Annotated in this window: 18 protein-coding genes and 1 other RNA gene; 13 read left to right on the top strand and 6 right to left on the bottom strand. The window is 62.4% G+C overall.

The window, feature by feature from the left end; genetic code table 11:
• The first annotated feature begins 38 nt into the window (after positions 1 to 38).
• Positions 39 to 137: signal recognition particle sRNA small type (gene ffs, locus VE092_RS07220), an RNA gene on the top strand.
• Positions 138 to 266: 129 nt separating this feature from the next.
• Here the strand turns inward: ffs and VE092_RS07215 are convergent.
• Together VE092_RS07215 and VE092_RS07210 are read right to left on the bottom strand one after the other, a co-directional pair.
• Positions 267 to 1,274, bottom strand: a complete 1,008-nt coding sequence (locus tag VE092_RS07215; RefSeq protein WP_324875276.1) for a glucokinase — start codon at positions 1,272 to 1,274, stop codon at positions 267 to 269.
• A 162-nt stretch (positions 1,275 to 1,436) separates the two neighbouring features.
• Complete coding sequence (locus tag VE092_RS07210; RefSeq protein ID WP_324875274.1) at positions 1,437 to 3,254, bottom strand: tetratricopeptide repeat protein; 1,818 nt, start codon at positions 3,252 to 3,254, stop codon at positions 1,437 to 1,439.
• A 269-nt stretch (positions 3,255 to 3,523) separates the two neighbouring features.
• Here VE092_RS07210 and VE092_RS07205 point away from each other — a divergent pair, with 269 nt between their 5' ends.
• Both VE092_RS07205 and VE092_RS07200 read left to right on the top strand, forming a co-directional pair.
• Positions 3,524 to 4,207, top strand: coding sequence for a fumarylacetoacetate hydrolase family protein (locus tag VE092_RS07205; protein WP_324875272.1), 684 nt, complete (start codon positions 3,524 to 3,526; stop codon positions 4,205 to 4,207).
• A 310-nt stretch (positions 4,208 to 4,517) separates the two neighbouring features.
• The gene (locus VE092_RS07200; protein WP_324875271.1) at positions 4,518 to 5,963 is read left to right on the top strand and encodes a DEAD/DEAH box helicase; all 1,446 of its coding nucleotides are present in this window, start codon (positions 4,518 to 4,520) and stop codon (positions 5,961 to 5,963) included.
• Between the two features lie 9 nt (positions 5,964 to 5,972).
• Here the strand turns inward: VE092_RS07200 and gluQRS are convergent, their stop codons facing one another.
• Together gluQRS and VE092_RS07190 are read right to left on the bottom strand one after the other, a co-directional pair.
• Positions 5,973 to 6,863, bottom strand: a complete 891-nt coding sequence (gluQRS, locus tag VE092_RS07195) for a tRNA glutamyl-Q(34) synthetase GluQRS (protein WP_324875269.1) — start codon at positions 6,861 to 6,863, stop codon at positions 5,973 to 5,975.
• Positions 6,860 to 7,798, bottom strand: coding sequence for a LysR family transcriptional regulator (locus tag VE092_RS07190; protein WP_324875266.1), 939 nt, complete (start codon positions 7,796 to 7,798; stop codon positions 6,860 to 6,862). The genes gluQRS and VE092_RS07190 overlap by 4 nt, the downstream gene beginning before the upstream one ends.
• Before the next feature lie 149 nt (positions 7,799 to 7,947).
• On the opposite strand from VE092_RS07190, the gene VE092_RS07185 reads away from it, so the two are divergent.
• Both VE092_RS07185 and VE092_RS07180 read left to right on the top strand, forming a co-directional pair.
• Entirely contained in the window at positions 7,948 to 8,649 is a 702-nt protein-coding gene (locus VE092_RS07185) for a pirin family protein (RefSeq protein ID WP_077237597.1), read from the top strand.
• 129 nt (positions 8,650 to 8,778) lie between these two features.
• Positions 8,779 to 9,354, top strand: coding sequence for a flavodoxin family protein (locus VE092_RS07180; RefSeq protein ID WP_008331321.1), 576 nt, complete (start codon positions 8,779 to 8,781; stop codon positions 9,352 to 9,354).
• A gap of 101 nt (positions 9,355 to 9,455) precedes the next feature.
• On the opposite strand, the gene VE092_RS07175 is transcribed toward VE092_RS07180, so the two are convergent.
• On the bottom strand, positions 9,456 to 10,337 hold the full coding sequence (locus VE092_RS07175; RefSeq protein ID WP_324875262.1) for a sulfurtransferase: 882 nt from the start codon (positions 10,335 to 10,337) through the stop codon (positions 9,456 to 9,458).
• 239 nt (positions 10,338 to 10,576) lie between these two features.
• Here VE092_RS07175 and dnaE point away from each other — a divergent pair, with 239 nt between their 5' ends.
• The 6 genes from dnaE (at position 10,577) to VE092_RS07145 (ending at position 20,523) form a co-directional block, all read left to right on the top strand.
• Positions 10,577 to 14,035, top strand: a complete 3,459-nt coding sequence (gene dnaE / locus VE092_RS07170) for a DNA polymerase III subunit alpha (RefSeq protein WP_324875260.1) — start codon at positions 10,577 to 10,579, stop codon at positions 14,033 to 14,035.
• 195 nt (positions 14,036 to 14,230) lie between these two features.
• Positions 14,231 to 16,015 (top strand): lipid A export permease/ATP-binding protein MsbA, encoded by a 1,785-nt coding sequence (msbA, locus tag VE092_RS07165; protein ID WP_324875258.1) that lies wholly within the window; start codon positions 14,231 to 14,233, stop codon positions 16,013 to 16,015.
• 14 nt (positions 16,016 to 16,029) lie between these two features.
• Positions 16,030 to 17,232 (top strand): glycosyltransferase family 9 protein, encoded by a 1,203-nt coding sequence (locus VE092_RS07160; RefSeq protein ID WP_324875256.1) that lies wholly within the window; start codon positions 16,030 to 16,032, stop codon positions 17,230 to 17,232.
• A 1-nt stretch (position 17,233) separates the two neighbouring features.
• Positions 17,234 to 18,340 carry a glycosyltransferase family 9 protein gene (locus tag VE092_RS07155; protein WP_324875254.1) on the top strand — a complete coding sequence of 369 codons (1,107 nt, stop codon included), beginning with the start codon at positions 17,234 to 17,236 and terminating at the stop codon, positions 18,338 to 18,340.
• The gene (locus tag VE092_RS07150; protein ID WP_324875252.1) at positions 18,337 to 19,332 is read left to right on the top strand and encodes a glycosyltransferase family 8 protein; all 996 of its coding nucleotides are present in this window, start codon (positions 18,337 to 18,339) and stop codon (positions 19,330 to 19,332) included. Before VE092_RS07155 ends, VE092_RS07150 begins: the two co-directional genes overlap by 4 nt.
• A 69-nt stretch (positions 19,333 to 19,401) precedes the next feature.
• Positions 19,402 to 20,523, top strand: a complete 1,122-nt coding sequence (locus VE092_RS07145) for a glycosyltransferase family 9 protein (protein ID WP_324875250.1) — start codon at positions 19,402 to 19,404, stop codon at positions 20,521 to 20,523.
• Between the two features lie 147 nt (positions 20,524 to 20,670).
• Here VE092_RS07145 and VE092_RS07140 read toward each other — a convergent pair whose 3' ends face one another.
• Positions 20,671 to 20,835 carry a hypothetical protein gene (locus VE092_RS07140; protein WP_324875248.1) on the bottom strand — a complete coding sequence of 55 codons (165 nt, stop codon included), beginning with the start codon at positions 20,833 to 20,835 and terminating at the stop codon, positions 20,671 to 20,673.
• Between the two features lie 27 nt (positions 20,836 to 20,862).
• Here VE092_RS07140 and VE092_RS07135 point away from each other — a divergent pair, with 27 nt between their 5' ends.
• The gene (locus tag VE092_RS07135) at positions 20,863 to 22,149 is read left to right on the top strand and encodes an O-antigen ligase family protein (RefSeq protein ID WP_324875247.1); all 1,287 of its coding nucleotides are present in this window, start codon (positions 20,863 to 20,865) and stop codon (positions 22,147 to 22,149) included.
• Positions 22,150 to 22,276: 127 nt separating this feature from the next.
• A partial coding sequence (locus VE092_RS07130) for a glycosyltransferase family 9 protein (protein WP_324875245.1) occupies positions 22,277 to 23,563 on the top strand: 1,287 nt, incomplete at its 3' end.

The following is a 23,563-nucleotide window of genomic DNA, read 5'->3' as shown; positions in this document are numbered from 1 at the left end:
CTGGCCGGGGTGGTGTGAATTGGGATACAATTCACACCGGCGGGCCCCTGCGCATTGTGGCATGGTCAACCTGGTCAGGTCGGGAACGAAGCAGCCACAGCCATTTCCCGCAAGTGCCGCAGACAAGGCTCGCCTCTCTTGTTTTCTTCTTCGCCGTTGTCCATCGTGGTGACGGCTTCCTGCAGTCTCCCCCCTGAAGTAACTCCACCTGCATCGCCGAGGCAAAGCGCCGCCCGTTGCGTGGCAGCCTGCCTGCGCCCGGCCCGTTACGGGCGCGGGTCCAGGCGATCTGCCAGGATGGCCGATACGCCGGTGAAGGCTGGATACTCCGCCGTGATGACATAGGTTGGGATGGCCTTGGTCAGGACCGACATGCGCCCCTTGTTTTCGAAGCGCGCGCGGAAGGGTGAGCGGGCGAAGTAATCGCCCAGATGCGGCACCACGCCGCCACCGATATAGATGCCGCCCAGCGCGCCCAGCGTCAGCGCCAGGTCGGCCGCCACCGTGCCCAGCATGCCGCAGAACAGGTCCACGGTTTCCTGGCAGACCGCATCGCCATGCTGCAGGGCGGCCTCGACGATGTCCGCAGCCTTCAGCTCGGCGGCCGGATGGCCGTCGATGGCCAGCAGGGCGCGATGGAGAAACTCCAGGCCGGGGCCGGAGACCAGGCGTTCGGCCGATACATGTTCATGGAATTGCCAAGCATACGCCAGCACTGCGGCCTCGCGCGGATTGGCCGGGGCAAACGCCACATGCCCGCCTTCGCTGGCCAGCGGTAGCCAGTGCCCATCGCCCCGCACCAGGCCACCCACACCCAAGCCCGTCCCGGCGCCAACCAGGCCGATGGGCTGCTCGCGCCTGGGTGCGCCGCCACCGATCTGCTGCAGTTCATCGGCGCGCAAGCGCGGCACCGCCATCGACAGCGCGGTGAAGTCGTTGACCACCAGCAGCAGCTCCAGCCCCAGCAGCTGGCGCGCCGCCTCGATGGAAAAAGCCCAGTCGTGATTGGTCATCTTGATTTGGTCGCCTTGCACCGGATTGGCGATGGCGACTACCGCGTGCCGCACCGGCGGCTGCCCGGCCAGTTTCAGGTAGGCCTGCACGGCATCGGTGAATTCGCGATAGTCGGCGCCGCGCAGCACGTGTACCTGTTCGATCCGGTCCGGCGCCGTTTCCAGCGCAAAGCGGGCATTGGTGCCGCCGATGTCGGCCAGCAGACGCGGACCGTCGGCGTACGCGGTCGCGGGGGAGGGAGAGGGGGCTCCGGTTTGCATAGTCTTGTCCTTGTTGTCTTCATTCCGTACGGGCGACAACGCACTGGCGTCACCGCCGGTCGGAATGCGTCGGGTCATTGAGGCCTGCCTGAAGGGTATGAGGCAGGCAGACGCGCCAGGTTCCGGCGGAGGGGCTTGCCCTCCGCGACGGCGCGCATGGTATCAGTGTTGGCGCAACTGTTGTTGCAGGGCCGTGCGGACCTGGCCAATGACCTCGCTCCAGTCGTCGGCCTGGGCCTGGCGGAAGATCCTGACGCCCGGATACCAGGGCGTGTCGCTGCGATCCAGCTGCCAGCGCCAGCAGGTATTGAAGCGATTGAGCAGCCATACCGGCTTGCCCAGCGCTCCGGCCAGGTGGCAGACCGAGGTATCGACGCTGATCAGCAGGTCGAGGTGGGCGAGCAGCCCCGAGGTGTCGGCGAAGTCGTGCAGTGCCGCCGAGCAATCCCTGACCTGCGGCGCCAGCGGATGGTTGCGCAGCTGTTCCAGGGCGGTCTCGCCCACCTGGATCGAATAGAATTCCAGCCCGGCATGCTCGCGAGCCAGTTCCACTACCGGGCTCAGGGCATCGAAGGGCAGCGAGCGCTGGGCGTCGATGCGGATGGCGTCCGGATGGGTCTGCGCCGAACTGCCAGCCCACACCAGGCCCACGCGCAGCGCGCGGTTGTGCGGCAGGCGCAGCGCCCAGGCGTTCCAAGCACCGGCCTCGGGCAGCAGGTAGGGCGCGCGCGGAATCTCGGATTCGCTGAAGCTCTGGCAGGCCAGCGGCAAGCTCATCAGTGGGCAGTGCACGTCGAACGAGGGCGGCACGGAGCGCTGAGTGCTGATGACCTCGACCGCACCCGGCACGTTGGCCAGCAGCTTGACCAGCGCCGGTTGTACTTCGAGGATCACCCGTGCGCCCATGGCCGCCACCAGCGGGACATAGCGCACGAATTGCAGGGTATCGCCGAAGCCCTGTTCGGCGTGCAGCAGGATGGTCTTGCCTTCCAGCGGAAAGTCGCCCAGCCACAGCGGCTGGGTGAAATGACGCTGCTGACCTTGCATCTGCCCGGTGAACCAGCGCGACTCGTAGGCGCGCCAGCCATTCTGGAAATCACCTCGCAGCAATTGCATCAGGGCATCGTTCCAGGCAGCCGAGGAGGCATCGGGATTGAGTTCGCGGGCGCGCGCATAGGACTCCGCGGCTTCATCGAAGCGGCGCAGGGCCTCCAGCGTGGAGCCGCGGTTGAACCACAGGTCGGCCGAGTCGTCGTCCAGCGCCAGGGCCTGGTCGTAGGCCTGCAGCGCTTCCCGCGGCCGTTGCAGCTGCATCAGCACGTAGCCGCGGTTGGACAGCGCCTCGTAGAAGTCGGGCTGTACCGCCAGCGCGCGGTCATAGGCCGCCAATGCGTCGGTGAGCAGGTAGCTGTCCTTGCAGGTATTGCCCAGGTTGAACCAGGCTTCGATGAAATCCGGACGCAGCGACAAGGCCGTGCCGTAAGACTGCCGGGCGTCGGCATAGGCGAACAGGTCGTGCTGGGCATTGCCCTGCTGGAACCAGGCATCGGCATTGCCGGGGTCTATCTTGAGCGCCCGCGCAAAGTCTTCCAGCGCGTCGGTGGCGCGGCCCAGGCGGCGCAGCACGGCGCCACGGCGCATCAGGGCGTCGGGGAAATCGGGCTTGGTGGCGATCAGATGATCGTAGCGGGTGAGGGCTTCCTCGTCCCGCGCCAGCTGTTCCAGTACGCCAGCGTGGTCGAAATAGGTATCCAGATGCGCAGGATTGAGATCGATGGCCTTGGCCAGCTGCGTTTCGGCGGCGGCCCAGTCTTCCTGATGCAGCTTGAGCATACCGTACAGGTAGTTGGCCTCGAAATGCCGGGGCAGCTTGAGCAGGACTTTCTTGTACAGCTCTTCGGCCGTGGCCAGATCGCCCTTTTGATGCACTGCGAGGGCTTTTTGCAGCAGGATGAGTGAGGCGTTGGCTTGCGGGCGCATGGTGGAATTCGGAAGAAAATAGGGGACGGCCGGCAGGGCCGATCGAAGGTGCAGCAAGTGTCCCAAATTCAACCCGATTTATCCAGCGGATTACAGGTGGAATTGCCGCCTATATCTGCCGTGTGTCCACCTTGCGGCGGCGCAAGCGGCGCTGCGGCTTTTCTTTTACACTACGACGACGTCAGACAACTGATGGTCGACGCAAGCCGGCAGCGACCGGCTCTCTCTTTATTCGTGCCTGTGCATCACGCCACTACGGAGTCTTCCCGATGAGTTTCGCCATTCCCGCACCCGCCCAGACCACCATCCCCGTGGTCGGCGGTGCTCCTTTCCCGGTCCGTCGCATCTATTGCGTGGGTCGCAACTACGCCGCCCACGCCCGCGAAATGGGCCATGATCCCGACCGCGAACCGCCCTTCTTCTTCATGAAGCCGGCCGATGCCATCGTCCCCACCGACTCCGTGGTGCCGTATCCGGCGGCCACTGCCGACTACCATCACGAAATCGAGATGGTGGTGGCGCTGGCCAAGGGCGGTCGCGATATTCCGGTGGAGCAGGCACTGGAGCTGGTATATGGCTACGCCGTGGGGCTCGACATGACCCGCCGCGACATCCAGGCGCAGGCCAAGAAGCTGGGCCGCCCCTGGGACATGGCCAAGGGTTTCGACCAGTCCGCACCCTGCGCACCGATCGTGCCGGTGGCCCAGTCCGGCCATCCCGAACGCGGTGCGGTATGGCTCAAGGTCAACGGCGAAGTGCGCCAGCAAGGCGACCTGTCGGACCTGATCTGGAGCGTGGCCGAGACCATTTCCTATCTGTCGGGTCTGGTCGAGCTGTTCCCGGGCGACCTCATCTTTACCGGCACCCCGGAGGGCGTGGGTGCGGTGGTCAAGGGTGACCGCCTGCAGGGCCATGTGGACGGCTTGCCCGACATCGACATCACGATAGGCTGAGTCCCTCACGCCCTGCCGGGCTGCCCTGGCAGGGCGCCGCGGGCGGCTTTCCGGCGCGGCGCTCGGGCGCGGAAACCAAACTGTCATGAAGCCGATGGCGATGCGGCGTATAATAGCGAATTCCGGGCGTGGCAAGTCGTCGTCCCGGTCAGCATCTTTTGCATCATCCGAAGCGCCCGGCCGCTCAGGTTTGGCCGGTTCGCCCGTAACACATCAACACAGAAAGCAATCAGAACCCGTGCGCATGCACCCCATGCACCGGAGCCGCCTGGCGGCTGCCGCGGCGCTGTCGCACCGTTCGCAATAAACCATGTCCGACACCACGTCCGCGTCCGCAGCACCGGCTGCACCCGCCGTCCGCTTCGAAGATTTCGGCCTTTCGCCCGATATCCTGAAAGCCCTGGCCGAACAAGGCTACGTCCATCCCACCCCGATCCAGGCCCAGGCCATTCCTGTGGTGCTGCAAGGCCGGGACGTGATGGGCGCCGCCCAGACCGGTACCGGCAAGACCGCCGGTTTCTCGCTGCCCATCATCCAGCGGCTGCTGCAGCACGCCAGCCATAGCGCCTCGCCGGCCCGCCACCCGGTGCGCGCCCTGATCCTGACCCCCACCCGCGAGCTGGCCGACCAGGTCGCCGACAACGTGGCTGCGTATTGCCGCTTTACGCCCCTGCGTTCGACCGTGGTGTTCGGTGGTGTGGACATGGCGCCGCAGACGGCCACCTTGCGCGCCGGCGTGGAAATCGTCATCGCCACCCCGGGTCGCCTGCTGGACCATGTGCAGCAGAAGACGGTGAACCTGTCGCAGACCCAGATCCTGGTGATGGACGAGGCCGACCGCATGCTGGACATGGGCTTCCTGCCCGACCTGCAGCGCATCATCAACCTCTTGCCCAAGCAGCGCCAGAACCTGCTGTTTTCGGCCACCTTCTCGCCGGAAATCAAGAAGCTGGCCGCCAGCTTCCAGAACAACCCGGTCACCATCGAAGTGGCCCGCAGCAACGCCACCGCCGAAAACGTCACCCAGACCATCTACAAGGTGGACGAAGCCGCCAAGGCCGATGCAGTGAGCTTCATCATTCGCCAGCGCGAACTGAAGCAAGTGATCGTCTTCTCCAATACCAAGATCGGCGCATCGCGCCTGGCGCGTACCCTGCTGGCCGAAGGCGTGAAGGCCTCCGCGATCCACGGCGACAAGACCCAGGGCGAGCGCATGGCCGCGCTGGAAGCCTTCAAGCAAGGCCAGATCGAAGTGCTGGTAGCCACCGACGTGGCTGCACGTGGCCTGGATATCGCCGAGCTGCCCTGTGTGATCAACTACGATCTGCCCTATAACGCCGAAGACTACGTGCACCGCATCGGTCGTACTGGTCGTGCCGGTGCTTCGGGCGATGCCATCTCGCTGTTCTGCGACAAGGATGATCGTCTGCTGACCGACATCGAGAAGCTGATCAAGAAGAAATTCGAACGTGCCGAGCTGGCCGGTTTCGCGCCGCGCGCGCGTCAGGAACGCAGTGATCGCGCCGACCGTGGCGAGCGTAGTGAACGTGGTGATCGTAGCGACCGCGGCGAACGCAGCCGCAGCAGCCGCGAAGGCTATTCCGCTGCACCGCGCCGCGAGAAGGTCGATCCGTGGTTCCTCAAGCCCTACGAGCCCAGCACCGTGGAGACCGTGTCCACCAAGCCGGAACTGCCCAAGAACAACCGTCCCAAGCCCAAGGTGGCTGCCTTGCTGGGTGGCATGCCCAAGCGCTGAGCGCTTCTTTCAGCGCGAGCCGAAGCGCGCTTGCCAGCCGGTGAGCGCGCCATTCCAGAATCCTTCCCGGTCGCGGGCTTGGCCCGTCTCTCTGGCCAGCCCGAGGAAAGCCGCGGCCTGCTGCAACTGCTGCAGCGGCTGCGACAGGTCCAGTGCCTGTGCGCCGTTCTGCTTGGATAACTTTTCCCCGGTCTCATTCATCAGCAACGGCACGTGCAGGTAGCGCGGGGTCGGATAGCCCAGCAAGCCTTGCAGGTAGATTTGCCGCGCCGTCGAGTCCAGCAGGTCGGCCCCGCGCACGACATCGGTCACGCCCTGTTCGGCATCGTCCACCACCACCGCCAGCTGATAGGCCCAGAAGCCATCGGCCCGCTGCAAGACGAAATCCCCCACCTCCGAGGCCAGGTGCTGCGCCTGCGGCCCCAGCCAGCGATCTTCGAACTGCACCCGTTCCCCAGGCTGCCCCGCATCCGGCACGCGTAGCCGCAGCGTACGGGCCTGCTTGCCCGGTGCCAGGCCGTGGCGGCAGGTGCCGGGATAGATGGCGGCGCCATCGCTGGCAGTGCCCACCCTTGAATCGGCGATTTCCTTGCGGCTGCAACCACAGGGATAGACCATTGCGCCCAGCTTCTCCCGGGCCAGCTGGTAGCGCGCCTTGCGCTGGCTCTGGACCAGTACCGGGCCGTCGGCATGCATGTCCAGCGCCGCCAGGGTCCCCACGATGTCATCGGCCGCGCCTGCGACGGTGCGGGTTTCATCGATATCCTCGATGCGCAGCAGCCAGCGTCCGTCATGGGCGCGCGCATCCAGATAGCTGGCCAGCGCCGCCACCAGCGACCCAGCATGCAGCGGCCCGGAGGGGGAGGGCGCGAAGCGGCCGACATAGGCGCTGGCGCTCACATCGGCTCCGGCGCGGCAATCGGGCCGATCAGCGAGGCGCGTACCTCTGGCTGGGCCAGGTGCTGGATAAACCACTTGAGCGACTTGCCCTGTTCCGCCTTGGGCCACGCCACCATGAAGTTGTCATTGGGTTTGGCCGCCAGGGTCTGCTTTTCCACCAGCGCACCCGAGGCCAGGTAGGGCGCCGCCCAGATGCGCGGTAGATGGCCGCAGCCCAGGCCGGCCAGCTGGGCCTGCAGCTTGTCGGCCACGGTGGCGACCGTCAGGGTTTCCTGGCCTGACAGCAGGCCCATGGTCAGGGTCGGCAGCGACTGGCTGTTGTCCCCCACAGCGATGGCGCGGTGGCTGCGTACCAGCTCGGCCGACAAGGGCTCGTCGGCGGTGGCCAGCGGGTGCTGCGGCGCCACGGCGAATACCCAGTCCACGGCGCCCAGTTCCTGCATCTGGAAGCGGCCACTGGTGCGCACGACCTCCGGCCCATCCAGGGTCACTCCGATGACCAGGTTGGCGCGGCCTTCGATCAGCTTTTCCCAGGCGCCGGTCAATACCCCGGGCGTGAAGCGCAGGCGGGTACCGGATTGTTCGCGGTCGAAGGCTTCGATGATGGGCAGCATCTTGCCGAAGGGAATCAGACTGTTGAGCACGATGTGCAGCTCGGTCTCGCGCCCGGTGGCGGTGCGCTTGACGCGCTGCTCCAGGTCGCTGGCCGCCAGCAGCAAGTGGCGTCCCTCCTGCAACAATTGCAGCCCGGCCGGTGTCAACTGGGCCCGGTGGCCACGGCGGTCGAACAGCAGCACGTCCAGATCGTCTTCCAGCTTGCGCACGCTGTAGGTCAGCGCCGAAGGCACGCGGTCCAGTGCCACGGCGGCGGCGGCAAAGCTGCCCTTGCGGTCGATCATGTCGAGGATCAGCAGGGATTCCAGGGTCAGGTTCACGTCGCTTTCCCTTGTTTAAAATTTTTGAATGAACACTACGGATTTTAGACCTTATCTCGGAAAAAGTTAGCCACTATAGTGACGCCATCGACAAACATTTTGTACAAACCACTTCCGGTCTGTACGTCACTTGAGAAAGAGGTGTTGACATGATGGAACTTCGCAAAGCGAACGATCGTGGCCACGCCAACCACGGTTGGCTGGATTCGTATCACAGCTTTTCCTTCGCGGATTACTATGATCCCAAGCACATGGGTTTCGGCCCGCTGCGTGTGATCAACGAAGACCGCGTGGCCGCTGGCCAGGGCTTCGGTACGCACGGCCACCGCGACATGGAGATCATTTCCTACGTGCTCGAAGGCGAGCTGGCCCACAAGGACAGCATGGGCAACGGTAGCGTGATCCGTCCGGGTGACGTACAACGCATGAGCGCAGGCACCGGGGTACGGCACTCGGAGTACAACCACTCCCAGGACGGTACCACCCACTTCTTGCAGATCTGGATCATGCCGGACCGTGCCGGTGCCGACCCTGGCTACCAGGAGGCGCATTTCTCGGCCGCCGACAAGGACGGCAAGCTGCGCCTGGTGGCCTCCGGCGACGGTCGCGACGGTTCGGTCAGCATGAACCAGGATGCCCAGCTGTATGCCGGCCTGTTCGACGGTGCCCAGCGTGCCGACTATGCCTTGCCGCAAGGCCGCCTCGGATATATTCACGTGGCCCGTGGCAAGGTCAGCGTCAATGGCCAGGCCCTGGAAGCGGGTGACGCCGTCAAGCTCAGTGCGGTCGACCGCATCGAGATCAGCGACGGCGACAAGGCAGAAGTCCTGTTGTTCGACCTGCCGCGCTGATTGATTCGGGTGTCTGCTCCGGCAGTCCCATGATTCTGTAGTCCCGTAGTCGCATTGCCCGCCGGTACCGATCACACCGGCGGATTTTCCAACCGTGTCACTTCACTCTCTAGAGAAGGAAATACCGTCATGACCAAAGTTGCCATCGTCTACCATTCCGGCTACGGCCACACCAAGAAGCAGGCTGAAGCCGTGCAGGCCGGCGCTGCTGGCGTTGCCGGCGCCGATGTCGAACTCATCGCCATCAGCGCCGAAGGCACCATCACCGATGCGCAATGGGCCAGCCTGGACGCGGCCGATGCCATCATCTTCGGTTCGCCGACCTACATGGGTACCGTGTCCTGGCAGTTCAAGAAGTTCGCCGACGCATCCTCCAAGCCCTGGTTCAGCCAGAAGTGGAAGGACAAGGTCGGTGCCGCCTTCACCAACTCGGCAACCATGAACGGCGACAAGCTCTCGACCCTGCACTACCTGTTCACCCTGGGTATGCAGCACAGCATGATCTGGGTCGGCACAGGTCTGATGCCGGCCAACAGCAAGGCCGCCCAGCGCAACGACATCAACTTCGTCGGTTCCTTCTCGGGTCTGATGGCACAAAGCCCGTCGGATTCCTCGCCGGAAGAAGGTCCGCTGCCGGGTGATCTGGAAACGGCCAAGCTCTTCGGTGCACGTGTGGTGGAAACTGCGGCCAAGTTCAAGAAGTAAGTCTTGCAAGTTGCCTTATCCACAGGCGTAAAAAAGCCGGTCACCACAAGGTGCCCGGCTTTTGTCGTTCTGCAGGGGCCGCTGCCGGCCACCGCAGCCGATCAGGCCTGCGTTGCCGCCTCTTCCTGTGCGCTACCTTGCTTGTGGGCGCAGTGCGGACAGGACTTTCCCGGCACATATTCGGGCGACAACTGCTCGCGCGGGGTGACCACGGCGCGGCAGGCGAAGCATTGCGCGGTCTGGGTTTCCTTCAGCTCCGGGCTCAGGGCGGTGCGGTAGTCGAAGACGAAGCAGTCGCCGTTGTAGTGGGCGCCGCCGACATCCTCGAAATACTTCAGGATGCCGCCTTCCAGCTGGTAGACATGGTCGTAGCCGATGTTTTGCATGTGGATGGCGGCCTTTTCGCAGCGGATACCGCCGGTGCAGAAGGTGACCACGGTCTTGCCCTCGAAGTCGGCCCTGTGGTCCTCGATGACCTTGGGGAATTCGGTGAACTTGCTGATGCGGTAATCGACCGTGTTTTCGAAGGTGCCGACATCGACCTCGAAGCCGTTGCGGGTATCGACCATCACCACCGGACGGCCCTCGTCGTCATGCCCCTGGTCGAGCCAGCGCTTGAGGTCCCGGGGTTCCACGAAGGGCGCACGGCCCAGCTCGGGCTTGATCAGCGGATGCTTCATGGTGATGATCTCAGCCTTCAGCTTGACCAGCATGCGCGTGAACGGTTGCTTCTCGGAATAGCTTTCCTTGACGATCAGGTCGGCGAAACGCGGGTCGGCGCGCAGCCAGGCCAGGAAGGCGTCGATGTCCGGCCGCAGGCCGGCCAGGAACAGGTTGATGCCTTCCGGGCTCAGGATCACCGTGCCACGCAAGTTGTGTTGTTGGCAAAATGCGAGGAATTCGGGGCGCTTTTCAGCGGTATCGTCGAAACTGACGAATTTGTAGGCGGCGATGTTGACGTAGGGTGTATCGGGGGACTGCATGGTTCGTTACTCAGCTCTAAGTCTTTGAATTGTCAGCATTATATACGGGCGGGCAGGGCCTTCGCAGCAATTTGGGCGGCGACGGCGGGATGTGTGGCGCTTCTCTGATGCAGATCAAGGCGGCTTTGGGCGATCTATCGAAGAAGTTTGTGTAAATTGTTCACAAGCTTTTGAATTCCTGTGAAAAGCTGACGACGCAACCCCGAAGTGCATCCCAAGCTCCGGTAAAATGTCGTCCTATGACTACCCCGCAATTTGTACACCTCCGAATGCACTCGGAGTATTCCATCGTGGACGGCCTGGTGCGCATTGACGACATCGTCAAGGCCGCTGCCAAGGATGGACAGGCCGCCCTGGCGGTGACCGATCTCGCCAACCTGTTCTGCATGGTGCGTTTCTACAAGGAGGCGCGCGGCAAGGGCGTCAAGCCCATCGCCGGCTGCGACCTGTGGATCACCAACGACGCCGACCGCGACAAGCCTTTCCGGCTGCTGGTGCTGATCAAGAGCCGTCATGGCTACCTGCAGCTGTGTGAAGTCCTGTCCCAGGCCTGGCTGAACAACCAGTACAAGGGCCGCGCCGAAGTGCGCATGGAATGGCTGGACGCGCTGCGCCACCAGGACGGCGGCAATGGCCTCATCGCCCTGTCCGCTGCCGGCATGGGCGATATCGGCCAGGCCATCGACAATGGCAACCTGGCCCAGGCCGAAGCCTGTGCCCGCCGCTGGGCCGAGATCTTCCCCGGTGCCTTCTATCTGGAACTGCAGCGCGCCGGCCAGCCCAACATGGATGTTCAGGTGCGCCAGAGCGTGGCCCTGGGGGCCAGGCTGGGCCTGCCCTGCGTGGCCACGCATCCGATCCAGTTCCAGAGCCCCGACGAATTCATCGCCCACGAAGCCCGCACCTGCATCGCCGAAGGCGAGATCATGGCCAATGCGCGCCGGGTGAAGCGCTTCAACGAGCAGCAGTATTTCAAGTCACAGGCCGAGATGGCCGAGCTGTTCGCCGACCTGCCGGGCGCGATTGCCAATACGGTGGAAATCGCCAAGCGCTGCAACCTGGTGCTGCAGCTGGGCAAGCCGCAACTGCCGGACTTCCCCACCCCGGACGGCATGACCATCGACGACTTCCTGGTGGCCCAGACCAAGGCCGGGCTGGAAGTGCGCCTCAAGGAACTGTTCCCGAACGAAGCCGAGCGCGAAAAACAGCGCCCACGCTACGAAGCGCGGCTGGAGTTCGAGAACAACACCATCATCAAGATGAAGTTCCCGGGCTACTTCCTGATCGTGGCCGACTTCATCCAGTGGGCCAAGAACAATGGCGTGCCGGTCGGCCCCGGCCGGGGTTCCGGCGCCGGCTCGCTGGTGGCCTACTGCCTGCTGATCACCGACCTCGACCCGCTGCGCTACAACCTGCTGTTCGAACGCTTCCTGAACCCGGAACGCGTCTCCATGCCCGACTTCGACATCGACTTCTGCCAGGAAGGCCGCGACCGGGTGATTCAATATGTGAAGGATCGTTACGGCAAGGAGGCGGTCTCGCAGATCGCCACCTTCGGCACCATGGCCGCCAAGGGCGCGGTGCGCGACGTGGGCCGCGTGCTGGACCTGGGCTACAACTTCTGCGACGGCATTTCCAAGCTGATCCCCTTCAAGCCGGGCAAGCTGGTCACGCTGGCCGATGCCATCGAGGAAGAGCCGCTGCTCAAGGAGCGCCTGGAGAACGAAGAAGAGGTCAAGCAGCTGATGGGCCTGGCCCAGCAGGTCGAAGGCATTGCCCGCAACATCGGCATGCACGCCGGTGGCGTGCTGATCGCGCCCGGCAAGCTGACCGATTTCTGCCCGCTCTACACGCAGGGTGGCGATTCCGGCGTGGTGTCGCAATACGACAAGGACGACGTCGAAGCCGTCGGCCTGGTCAAGTTCGACTTCCTGGGCCTGACCACGCTGACCATCCTGGATCGCGCGGTGCGCTACATCCGCATGCTGGACCCGGCCATGGCCGAGTTCGACCTGGCCAAGCTGCCGCTGGACGACCGGCCCTCCTACGAACTGTTGACCAAGGCCAAGACGGTCGCCGTGTTCCAGCTGGAAAGCCGCGGCATGCAAGGCATGCTGAAGGATGCCCGGCCCGACCGCTTCGAGGACATCATCGCCCTGGTGGCGCTGTACCGCCCCGGTCCGATGGACCTGATCCCCGATTTCTGCAAGCGCAAGCACGGCGAAGCCTTCGACTACCCCGATCCGCGTACCGAGGGCATCCTCTCCGAGACCTACGGCATCATGGTCTACCAGGAGCAGGTGATGCAGATGGCGCAGGTCATCGGCGGTTACTCGCTGGGCGGCGCTGACCTGCTGCGCCGGGCGATGGGCAAGAAGAAGGCCGAGGAAATGGCCAAGCACCGTGAACTGTTCCGCGAAGGCGCGGCCAAGAACGGGCTGGACCAGGCCAAGGCCGACGAGATCTTCGACTTGATGGAAAAGTTCGCCGGCTACGGTTTCAACAAGTCGCACGCGGCCGCCTACGCGCTGCTGTCCTACTACACCGCCTACCTGAAGGCGCATCACCCCGCCGCGTTCATGGCCGCCAACTTGTCGCTGGCCATGGAAGACACGGACAAGGTCAAGATCCTGATCGAGGATTCGATTGACATCTGCAAACTGGCCATCCTGCCGCCGGACATCAACAAGTCCGACTACCGCTTCATGCCGGTGGGCGAGCCGGGCAAGAAGGCCACCCAGATCCGCTACGGCCTGGGCGCCGTCAAGGGCGCCGGCCAGAACGCCATCGAAGCCATCCTGGAAGCACGCAAGGATGGTCCTTTCAAGGACCTCTTCGACTTCGCCAAGCGGGTCGACAAGAAGCAGATCAACCGCCGCACCATCGATTCGCTGATCCGTGCCGGCGCCTTCGACTGCTTCAAAGTCGATCGCGCCATCCTGCAGGCTTCGGTCAACCTGGCCTGGGAGAGCGCGGAACAGGCCGAGAAATCGGCCAACCAGGTCAGCCTCTTCGGCGGCGACGACAGCGACCTGGAAGCACCGCTGGAATACGTGCAGGTGCCGCCCTGGAGCGACAAGCAGCGCCTGACCGAAGAGAAGGGCGCGCTGGGCTTCTACCTGTCCGGCCATCTGTTCTCGGCCTACGAAAAGGAAGTGCGCCGCTTCGTGCGTACCAAGATCGCCAGCCTGGAACCCTCCTGGGAGCCGCGCAGCCTGGCCGGCATCATCACCGGCGTGCGGGTGCAGATGACCCAGCGCGGCAAGCTGGTGATCTGCACGCTCGACGATGGTACCGGCGTGATCGAGGCCACCATCTACAACGAGCTGTTCGAACCCTTCAAGCACCTCATCAAGGAAGACGAGTTGCTGGTGGTCTCGGGCAAGGTCTCCGAAGACCGCTTCAACGGCGGGCTGCGGGTGGCCGCCGACAAGGTCATGGACCTGGGCGCGGCGCGCATCCAGTACGGCGTGCGCATGGTGGTGTCGATCAACAAGGCGATCGATCCCAATCACCTGCGCGACACGCTGACCGCGCATCGCCAGGAGCAGGGCCTGCCCTTCGTGATGCGCTATCGTCAGGCCGATGCCGCCTGCGAAGTGGTGCTGGGCGATGCCTGGCGGATCAACCCCAGCGACAGCCTGCAATCGACGCTGGTGGCGTCGTTTGGCAAGGAGGCGGTGGTGGTCGAGTATTGATGGCCGCTATGTTGACAGCCTGGCCTCCTGCCGGGCTGCCGTCGCTTGCAAGAATGCGTAAAACCGTCGCGTCGGGGCTTCAGTAGGGCGCGAGCTTGCCGTGAATGATCCCGGGGACGGTAGAATGGCGGGCTTCTTTGCCCGCCCGCCAGCGAAAGCGCTGCCTGCGCGGGTATTCCCATATGGAAACACAGAATGAAACTTGAACTTTCGCCGTATTTCGTCCGCCTGCTGCGCTTGCACAAGCCCTACCGCTGGCGCCTGGTATTGGCCTTCATCGCCATGGCGGTGACGGCCGGTACCGAGCCGGTGGTGCCTTACATTTTCCAGGTCCTGCTGGACAAGGGTTTCGTGGGCAAGCCGGCGTTCTCGCTATGGCTGGTGCCGGTGGCGGTGATCGGCATCTTCGTCATCCGTGGCGCTTCGACCTTCGCCAGCAGCTACCTGATGACCTGGGTCACCACGCGCATCCTCAATGAGGTGCGGGGACAGATGTTTGCCCGCATGCTGGATTTCCCGCTGGCCTTCTATGCCACCAACAGCGTGGGCAAGGTGATCAATTCCATCATGTTCGAAGTGCAGGGTATCACCGACATGGTGACCCGCATCTTTACCTCCATCATCCGCTCGGCCCTGACCGTGGTGGGTCTGCTGGCCTGGTTGCTGTACCTGAACTGGTCGCTGACCATCGTCACCCTGATCCTGCTGCCGTTGCTGGCGACCGTGGTGCGCTTCACCAGCCGCAACCTCAAGAAGCTGAACCAGGATTCGCTGCGTGTGAACGCCGAGCTGACCCAGGTGATCGAAGAATCGACCCGTGCCCAGCAGGTCATCAAGATCTTCGGTGGCCAGGAGTTCGAGAAGCAGCGCTTCCACAAGAACTCCGAGAACCTGCGTCGCTATACCATGCGCATGACCAAGACCTTTTCCTCGACGGTGCCTATCACCCAGTTCATGACGGCTTCGGCGGTGGCCATCGTGATCGTCATGGCGCTGATCCAGTCCGGCAATGGGCAGATCACGGTGGGCGGTTTCGTGTCCTTCATCACCGCCATGCTGATGCTGCTGACGCCGCTCAAGCAGCTGGCCGAAGTCAACGGTCCCCTGCAACGCGGCATGGCCGCCGCCGAAGCGGTCTTTACCCTGATCGACATGCCCACCGAACGTACCGGCGGACGTGAACTGCAACAGCGCGCCGCTGGCAAGATCGACCTGATCGACCTGTGCTTTGCCTACCCCGAGCGCGAACAACTGGCGCTGGACCACCTGAACCTGAGCGTGAATGCCGGCGAGACCATCGCTTTCGTGGGCATGTCCGGCGGCGGCAAGTCCACGCTGGTGAACATGATCCCCGGCTTCTATTCGGCCACCGGTGGCAAGATCCTGCTCGATGGCGAACCCATCGAGGAGATCTCGCTGCGCAGCCTGCGTCGCCAGATTGCCATGGTCAGCCAGCACGTGGTGCTGTTCAACGGCACCATCATCGAGAATGTGGCCTACGGTGATCCCCATCCGGATATCGCCCGCGTGGAGGCCGCCCTGGAAGCCGCCCACCTGAGCGCACTGATGAAAGAGCTGCAGGATGGCATCCACACCGTGGTGGGGGACAATGGCTCGCGCCTGTCCGGCGGCCAGCGCCAGCGCCTGGCAATTGCCCGTGCGATCTACAAGAACGCCCCCATCCTGATCCTGGACGAGGCCACTTCCGCGCTGGATACCGAATCCGAGCGCGCCGTGCAGGCGGCGCTGGACTGGCTCATGGAAGGCCGTACCACCTTCGTCATCGCCCACCGCCTGTCGACGGTGGAGCGCGCCGACCGCATCGTCGTGCTGTCGGCCGGCCAGATCGTGGAGGTCGGTTCGCATCAGGAGCTGCTGGCCAGGAATGGTGCCTATGCCAAGCTGTACCACCTGCAGTTCTCCGGCGAAGGTGCCGAGCAGGACGAGGCCAAGCTGCAGCAACTGAAGAAACTGCTCTGAGAACAAGAACACGCATGACCCATTCAGTCCAAACCAGCGCAGCGGCCATGCTGCATCAAACCATCCCCGCCGAGCTCTTGCAGAAGGCAGACAAGATCCTGTTCGTCGCGCACCTGGCGCTGGGAGATTTCACGTATATGCAGGCCTGCTTCAAGGCCTTCTCCGAGGCCTATCCGCATATCAAGATCCACCTGTGGGTCGACGAAGTCCGTCGCACCTGGGACTTCCGCCAATGGAAACACCTGCAGAAATACGTGGTGTTCGACTGGCTGCAGACCTGCTCCATGTTCGACAAGCTCTATACCCGCACCTACAGTCCGCTGGTGCTGCGCGAGACGATGCGTGAGGCCCGTGCGGAGAACTATCCTATCGTGGTGTCCTTCGGCCTGGCCCGCCGGCCGATGTATGCCAAGATGGTGCGCAAGATCAGCCCCAAGGGGTTTGTGGTGGCCATGACCAAGCGCGTGCGTTTCTATGATTTCCGCAAACACCTGATCTACGGTGCGCTGGACGCCGCCATTCCGGTGTATTCGCAGGACCGTACGCTGCATGTCAGCGATGTCTATGCCAACTGGTTCAAGGGCCTGTTCGGCATCGAGGTGCCCAAGGACCAGCGCGTCCCCACCATGGATGTGCCGCAGCAGTGGCAGGACGGCGCCGTGCAGCAGCTGCAGCAGTGGGGTATTGCACCCAAGGCGGCGCGCACGCGCCCGCTGGTGTTCCTCAATGCCTTCGCCAAGCCGCCTGAGCGCTCCTGGCCTGTGGTCAACGTGACCGGCCTGATCAAGCGCATGCAGGCCGATCCCAAGTGGGCCGAGGCTGACTTCATCGTCAACAGCATGCCCGAACTGTGGGAAAGTACGCAAAGCGAAGTCCAGGCGGCAGCCCTGCCGCGGACCCGCCTGTTCAGCGCCCATGACCATTTCTTCCAGCTGCCGGCCATGCTGCAGCAATCCGACCTGATCATCACCGTGGAAACCTCCATCATGCACCTGGCCAATGCGGTACGCGTGCCGGTGGTGGCAATGATGCGCCAGATCAATCCTGAATGGGCGCCCATCGATGCGGCCAATACCAATATCGTCTATACGCCCGAACACGACGACTGGATCAACAAGATCAGTGTCGATACGGTAATGGAATTCCTGCAACTGCCCATGGGGGCCGCGCCTCGCTTCACCCCCCACCAGCTGCAACGCATGAAGATGGCTGGCTGACATGCAGCTCATTCCCGCATCGCGACTGGCCAAGGCCGACAAGATCCTCTTCATCGCCCATCTGGCCATCGGTGATTTCACCTACCTGCAGAACTTCTTCCAGGCGTTCTCGCGGGCCCATCCGCATGTGCAGGTGCATATCTGGATCGACGAAGTGCGTCGCACCTCCGATGAGGCCAAGTGGGGCTACCTGAAGAACTACGCCTTGTATGACTGGGCCGAGCAGTGCCCCTTCTTCGCCAAGGTCTATCGTCGTACCTATAGTCCGCAACTGCTGGCCGAGTCGATTGCCCAGGCGCGCTCGGAACACTATCCGCTGGTGGTCTCGCTGGCGACCTTGCGCCCGTCCTGGTATGCACGTCTGGCACGCCAGGTCGGGCCCGATGCATGGGTCGTGGGCATGCGCCGCAAGCCGCGCTGGTACGCACCCTCTGACTGGCTGGCCTATCGCGGGCTGGACGCATCGTTTGCGCGTTTCTCCCCCTTCGACGGTTATCACATCACGGATGAATACGCCGACTGGTTCAGGCAGCTCAGTGGCCTGGAGGTCACTGAGGAGCAGCGCCTGCCTTTTGTCCATATTCCAGCCCAATGGCAGCAATACGCGCAGTCACAACTGCAGGAATGGGGGGTGGAGAATCCGACCACTGCCAGCGGCAAGCCAGCACTGGTGTTCATCAATCCTTTTGCCAAGACCAGGAAGCGTTGCTGGCCGGTATCGCGCGTCGCCGACCTGATCCAGGCCCTGCAGGCAAGGCCGGAGTGGGCACAGACGCGCTTCGTCATCAACGCCACGCCACAGGAAATCGAACAGGCCAAGGCGGAGATCGCTGATCGCCTGCCGCCCAATACCTGCTGGTTCAGCGCACAGCAGAGTTTCTTCCAGCTGCCTGCGATCCTGCAGCACTGCGGCCTGATCATCTCGGTGGAAACCGCCGTGATGCATCTGGCCAATGCCGTGCATGTCCCGGTGGTGGCACTGATGCGTCGCAAGAATCCCGAGTGGGCACCCATCGACCGCGCACGCAGCACCGTGATCATGGCAGCGCGTCGCAGCGACTGGGTCGATGCGATCGCAATCGAACAGGTACTGGAGGTACTGCCGTGAATCTGCCTCACACCTTATCGGACGAGGCCACATCACAGGGCGGCAAGGAGGAAGTGTTCCACGTCGTATTCTGCGTCGACGACCGTTATTTCCGCTGCATGGGTGCGACCATCGCCTCGCTGATCGAGAACAATCGCCAGCGTCGTTTCGCCTTCCACGTGCTGGCCACCAAGGTCAACGAGGACAACCGTCGCCGCTTTGCCAGCCTGGGTGAGCAGCCCGGCATCAGTACCCATCTGCACCTGCTGGACGCGTCGCTGTTCGAGCGCTTCGAGCAGTACACCAAGTCGTCCTATTATTCCTCGGCCATCTTTGCACGGCTGGTGATCCCGGACATCCTCAAATCCGTCACCGACCGCGTGCTCTACCTGGATGCCGACATCCTCTGTGTGGACAGCATCGACGCGCTGGCGCAGATGGACCTGGGCCAGGACATCGCCGCCGTGGTGCCCGATGCCGAAGCCACCACGCGACGCCGGGTGGAGGCGCTCAAGCTGAAGCACCCGCGTTACTTCAACTCGGGCATGTTGTACATCAACATACCGAACTGGATCGCTGCCGGCATCACGCAGCAGACCATCGATGCCATCCTCAAGGAGGGTGAGCACTACCGTTTTCCCGATCAGGATGCGCTCAACGTGGTGCTGGACGGTCGCACACGCTTCGTCGATATCCGCTGGAATTATCTTTACGGCCTGGTCGGTGACCTGGAAAACAATCGCCCGGCGCTGGCCATCGCCGAGGGGGCGGCAAGCTTCATCCACTTCGCCGGCTCGGTCAAACCCTGGGGTGTCTGGAGCGGCCATGATGCGGTGCGTCTGTTCCAGCGCTACCACGCGCTATCGGCCTGGTCAGACCAGCCCCTGGACCTGGAGCCGCAGAACTACAAGGAATTGCGCATGCACTCGCGCTTCCAGTGGGCCCGTGGGCGCTATCTGGATAGCCTGCGCTGGTACTGGCGCTACCTGCTGGTACGGCGCGCCCGCCGCTGATGCCATGCCCCGCATCCACAATGACATTACCGCACGCCTGCCCCAGGCGTAAGCCACAGAAAGCTGAACATGGCCGAACAACTGGTACCTGCTGAGTTGCTCCGCAAGGCGGACAAGATCCTTTTCGTCGCGCACCTGGCGCTGGGCGACTTCACCTACATGCAGAACTGTTTCAGGGCCTTCAGGCAGGCCTATCCGCATATCCGTATGGACCTGTGGGTCGATGAAGTACGTCGTACGTCCGATGCCACCCAGTGGGAGCATCTGAGCAAGTACGCCCTGTACGATTGGGTGAGGGCCTGCGGCATGTTCGGGCGCATCTACGACCAGACCTACAGCCCCAAGGGCTATGCCAGTTCGATCGAGCAGGCGCGCGCCCAGGACTATCCGATCGTGGTGTCCTTTGCCGTGCTGCGGCGCCATCTCTATGCCGAGCTGATACGCAAGCTCTCGCCACGCGGTTTCGTGGTGGGCCAGAAGAAGCGTGTGCGCCTTCTGGATATCCGCAAGCACCTGGCCTATCGAAAGCTGGATGCCTTCATTCCGGCGTACGTCGCCAAGGGACAGGAGCAGCACATCAGTGCCATCTACGCCGGTTGGTTCGAGAGCCTGTTCGGCCTTCAGATGGCTGCCGGGGAACGCTTCCCCTACGTTGACATGCCGCCGCAATGGCTGCAGCGCGCACGTGATGACTTGGCCTCCCAGGGCATCACGGCCGATGCGCCGCTGGTGTTCCTCAATGCTTTTTCCAAGTCGGAGGAGCGCAGTTGGCCCTTGCAGCGGATGGTGGAGCTGGCCGATCGCATGCGGGCGCTACCCCAGTGGCAGGATGCCCACTTCATTCTCAACGTAGTGCCGGAAAAGCTGGAGCAGGCGCGCGCCGTGCTGGCTGCCGACCAGAGCGGCCGGTTGCACCTGTTCAGCGCTCAGGAGAACTTCTTCCAGTTACCGGCGGTCTTGAGCCTATGCCGGTTAATTATCTCGGTGGAAACTGCCGTGATGCACCTGGCCAATGCCGTGCGGGTGCCGGTCATCGCACTGATGCGTCAGACCAGCCCCGAGTGGACACCCATTGATGCCGCCAGCAGCACCATATTGACCGTGAAGACACGTAAGGGATGGTTGACCGAGATCACCACCGATGAGGTGATCGAACTGCTGAAAAGGAAGGCGGAAACTACCGTAACGTAGTTTTGATTTGCATTGATAACGGCTTACGTCGATATCAGGTAACAACGGAAATCGCACATATATGATCAAAAGCGCCGATACGCTGGAGAAATGCAAGCTTGGCCCGGGGCATCGCCGTTATACTTGGTCGGTACTCGCGTTTGCCTTTCAGCATGGGACACTAATGCTCAGGCGGCGAGGCAAGACAATGGATAACCGGTCGGCAGCAGTGCCAGAACCGGTATGGATGCACCAGGGAAAGAAGATGAAAATTGGGGAAATCGGCAGCCAGCGCTTGTCGATGAAAAAGGTCTTAGGGGGAATGACGTTCATACCGACTGTCATTTGCGAGGCCTAATAATGGATGAGAAGCCGATGTTGCCAAATCTCATGCATTGGATGTTGTTTGTCGTTGCGGCTGTCTTCGTGGTCTTGGGGATGTCCGTTGATCGTCTGGCCGGGATCAGCTACCACCTGCTGTTGTTGCTCGCGGTCCTCGCCATCTTCGTGGGTGGACGGCGTTCGCTTGCCAGCTATGGCGCTTCCTGGAAGACGCTTTGGCCCCTCTATCTGGCTGTTTCGGGCTTCACCATCTGCGTGCTCCTGAGTCAGACAATAATCGGTAACGGGTCGCTCAAGGATTTCAACATTGCCTTGCGCTTCCAGGGCTTCATGCTCTTGTGCTGGGCATTTTCCCAGATGCCGCGACGCTTTTTCCGCTGGTTGGGCGTGGCATTTGCGCTGGCTACCCTGGTGGCCACGGTGAAGACCTACTGGCTGACCGGCGGTGGCGTGTCGCGGGAGCATGTGAACTTCATGCCCATTCTCGCCTACACCGAGCTGGCTGCCATTCTTGGCGCCCTGGCTGTATTGAGCATCAAATGGGATGCAGCACTCCCAAGGCCAATGCGAAAGGCACTGATGGGGCTGAAGCTGCTGGCAGGCCTTAGCGGAATCTATTGCATCTATCTTTACCAGTCGCGAGGCGCCTGGCTGGCCATACCGGTGTTCGTCATTGCCGGATGCGTGGCGTTTGTTCCCCGCGGGAACCGGGTGCTCAAGATCGGCGCAGCGCTTCTGGTGATGCTCGCCATCGCGACCCTGTACAGTTCCAACGAAAACATCAGGCAGCGGATGATGATGGTCCAGAGCGACCTGGTTTCCTTCGAGAGCCGGTCCGACCTGAACACCTCCATCGGGACGCGCCTGCAGCTGTGGAATGGTTCGCTGCGGCTGTACCGGGAGCATCCGTTCATCGGTGTCGGTGTCAACGGCTATTCCAAGGCGCTGGGCAAGCTGGCCGAGGAAGGTGTCATCAGCCCGGCGGCTGCCTCTTATCCGCACTCCCATAATGAATTCCTGTTTGCCGCAGTCATCTTCGGCACTTGTGGCGTACTGGCGCTATTGGCCCTGTATTTCGCGCCAGTGGCCTATTTTCTTTGCTACGGTGCACGGCAATCGGCGGCTGCCCAGGTGAGCGCCGTGATGGGCCTGGTGTTGTGCCTGGCTTTCGTTTCCGATGGCCTGGTCGATGTCATGTTCATCTGGCGTGAGTGCAGCCTGTTCTATACGGTCCTGCTGTCACTGCTGATGGCAGCGCTGTTGCGCTGGCGTGAGCCCGCTCCCGAGGACCTGGGCTTGAGCTGAGGCAAGTCGAAGCGCAGAGGGTCAATCGGAAGGTGAGGCTTTCCTGTCTTGGCTTTTCCCGAGGAAATCCGCGCTTGCCCGGTGGCAGCGATTGCTTGGTCTAATAGAGCAGATATTGTGGTGAAAAATGGGAAAGACGTTTAAGCAGACGTTGCGCGAATACAATTGGGAAAAGAACTTCCTGATCAGACGCTGGAAGTTGCGCATGCGCTTTGCGTTGATGGGCATGGTCAAATGGATCATGCGGCCGAGAAGGAAAGCCCCCAGCCTGTCAGCGGCCAGGAAAATCCTGGTGGTGCGCAATGACCGCATCGGCGACATGATCGCCACGACCGCATTGATCCGGAATCTGGTCAGGTGCGGTTATGTAGTCTATCTGTCCTCCAGAAAGCCCGCGCTGGACATCATCAAGCACAATGCTCATGTCAGCGGTACCTTCACCTACGACGACAGCAGTATCGGAGCATGGCTGCAGTCCATGCGGGCCGTGCGCCGGGAAAAGTTCGACCTGGCCGTCGATGTACGATGCAACCGTTTCGTCGATCTGAAGAATCTCCTCTTCTGCTCCTACATCAGGACACCGATCCTGGCCGGCTTCAACAAAAGCAGCCTTCCCACATTCAACTACCCGATTCCCTATTACTCACCTGAAAGCCACGTCACCGTGCAGTTGCGCACGCTGCTGGACCAACTGCAAGTGCCGGCAGATGACCTGCACTATGAGCTATTCGTCAGCGACGAGGTCAGGGCGAGGGCAGCTTCGTTCTTGCAGCCCCTGACCAATGGCCGACAGAAGAAGGTCGCTGTCTTTAACCCTTTTGGCAGCGTCCCGGCACGGTTCCTGTCGGATCAACAGATCGGTATCGTGTGTCAGCAGCTCGGCAGCCGGTACCATGTCGTAGTGATCGGAGAGAAAGACAGTATCCAACGCCTGGGCGCCCTGGAACAGGTGTCGGTCTTTGATTCGCAAAGCGTGCTGGATGTCATACCGCTCATTGAAGAGGCCGATCTCGTCGTCACGGTCGATACTGCCATTGTTCATATCGCGACCTGCTATCAAAAGAACACGATCGCTTTCTACATCAATACGGTTCCTGTCGCGCCGGTCAGTACTGATCTCAAGATCGTACGCTCTCATGAGATATTCCTGTTGAACAGCAAGCTGCAAGATTATTTCCAGGACAGCAAGTACCTCCGCAAGAGCGTTCCAGACAGGACCATCCCGGTCAATCATCTGGTCTGGGCGCCCAATAATCCCCACGCGCAGCAGATCGTGTTCGACAGCGATCCCATCAGCGACGTGGAGGGCGCATTGTTCCAGTCGGAGTTCGTCAGGGCCCTCAAGGCCGTCCACGAAGCACACCAGGACGTTGCACAGCAAACTGACAAGGGAGACGGGCAGCCTCTGGAGGTG

This window comes from Herbaspirillum sp. (genome assembly GCF_035644555.1).
GTDB lineage: Bacteria > Pseudomonadota > Gammaproteobacteria > Burkholderiales > Burkholderiaceae_D > Herbaspirillum.
Note: the sequence above shows the minus strand (reverse complement) of the source record. Positions and strands in the feature narration are given on the sequence as shown.

What these genes read in the sequence shown, in the direction of transcription:
- VE092_RS07155 (WP_324875254.1), top strand. Translation starts at nt 17,234, where the DNA reads ATGCAGCTCATTCCCGCATCGCGACTGGCCAAGGCCGACAAGATCCTC.
- VE092_RS07135 (WP_324875247.1), top strand. Translation starts at nt 20,863, where the DNA reads ATGGATGAGAAGCCGATGTTGCCAAATCTCATGCATTGGATGTTGTTT.
- VE092_RS07205 (WP_324875272.1), top strand. Translation starts at nt 3,524, where the DNA reads ATGAGTTTCGCCATTCCCGCACCCGCCCAGACCACCATCCCCGTGGTC.
- VE092_RS07175 (WP_324875262.1), bottom strand. Translation starts at nt 10,337, where the DNA reads ATGCAGTCCCCCGATACACCCTACGTCAACATCGCCGCCTACAAATTC.
- VE092_RS07200 (WP_324875271.1), top strand. Translation starts at nt 4,518, where the DNA reads ATGTCCGACACCACGTCCGCGTCCGCAGCACCGGCTGCACCCGCCGTC.
- msbA (WP_324875258.1), top strand. Translation starts at nt 14,231, where the DNA reads ATGAAACTTGAACTTTCGCCGTATTTCGTCCGCCTGCTGCGCTTGCAC.
- VE092_RS07140 (WP_324875248.1), bottom strand. Translation starts at nt 20,835, where the DNA reads ATGAACGTCATTCCCCCTAAGACCTTTTTCATCGACAAGCGCTGGCTG.
- VE092_RS07210 (WP_324875274.1), bottom strand. Translation starts at nt 3,254, where the DNA reads ATGCGCCCGCAAGCCAACGCCTCACTCATCCTGCTGCAAAAAGCCCTC.
- VE092_RS07185 (WP_077237597.1), top strand. Translation starts at nt 7,948, where the DNA reads ATGATGGAACTTCGCAAAGCGAACGATCGTGGCCACGCCAACCACGGT.
- VE092_RS07160 (WP_324875256.1), top strand. Translation starts at nt 16,030, where the DNA reads ATGACCCATTCAGTCCAAACCAGCGCAGCGGCCATGCTGCATCAAACC.
- VE092_RS07145 (WP_324875250.1), top strand. Translation starts at nt 19,402, where the DNA reads ATGGCCGAACAACTGGTACCTGCTGAGTTGCTCCGCAAGGCGGACAAG.
- VE092_RS07215 (WP_324875276.1), bottom strand. Translation starts at nt 1,274, where the DNA reads ATGCAAACCGGAGCCCCCTCTCCCTCCCCCGCGACCGCGTACGCCGAC.
- VE092_RS07180 (WP_008331321.1), top strand. Translation starts at nt 8,779, where the DNA reads ATGACCAAAGTTGCCATCGTCTACCATTCCGGCTACGGCCACACCAAG.
- dnaE (WP_324875260.1), top strand. Translation starts at nt 10,577, where the DNA reads ATGACTACCCCGCAATTTGTACACCTCCGAATGCACTCGGAGTATTCC.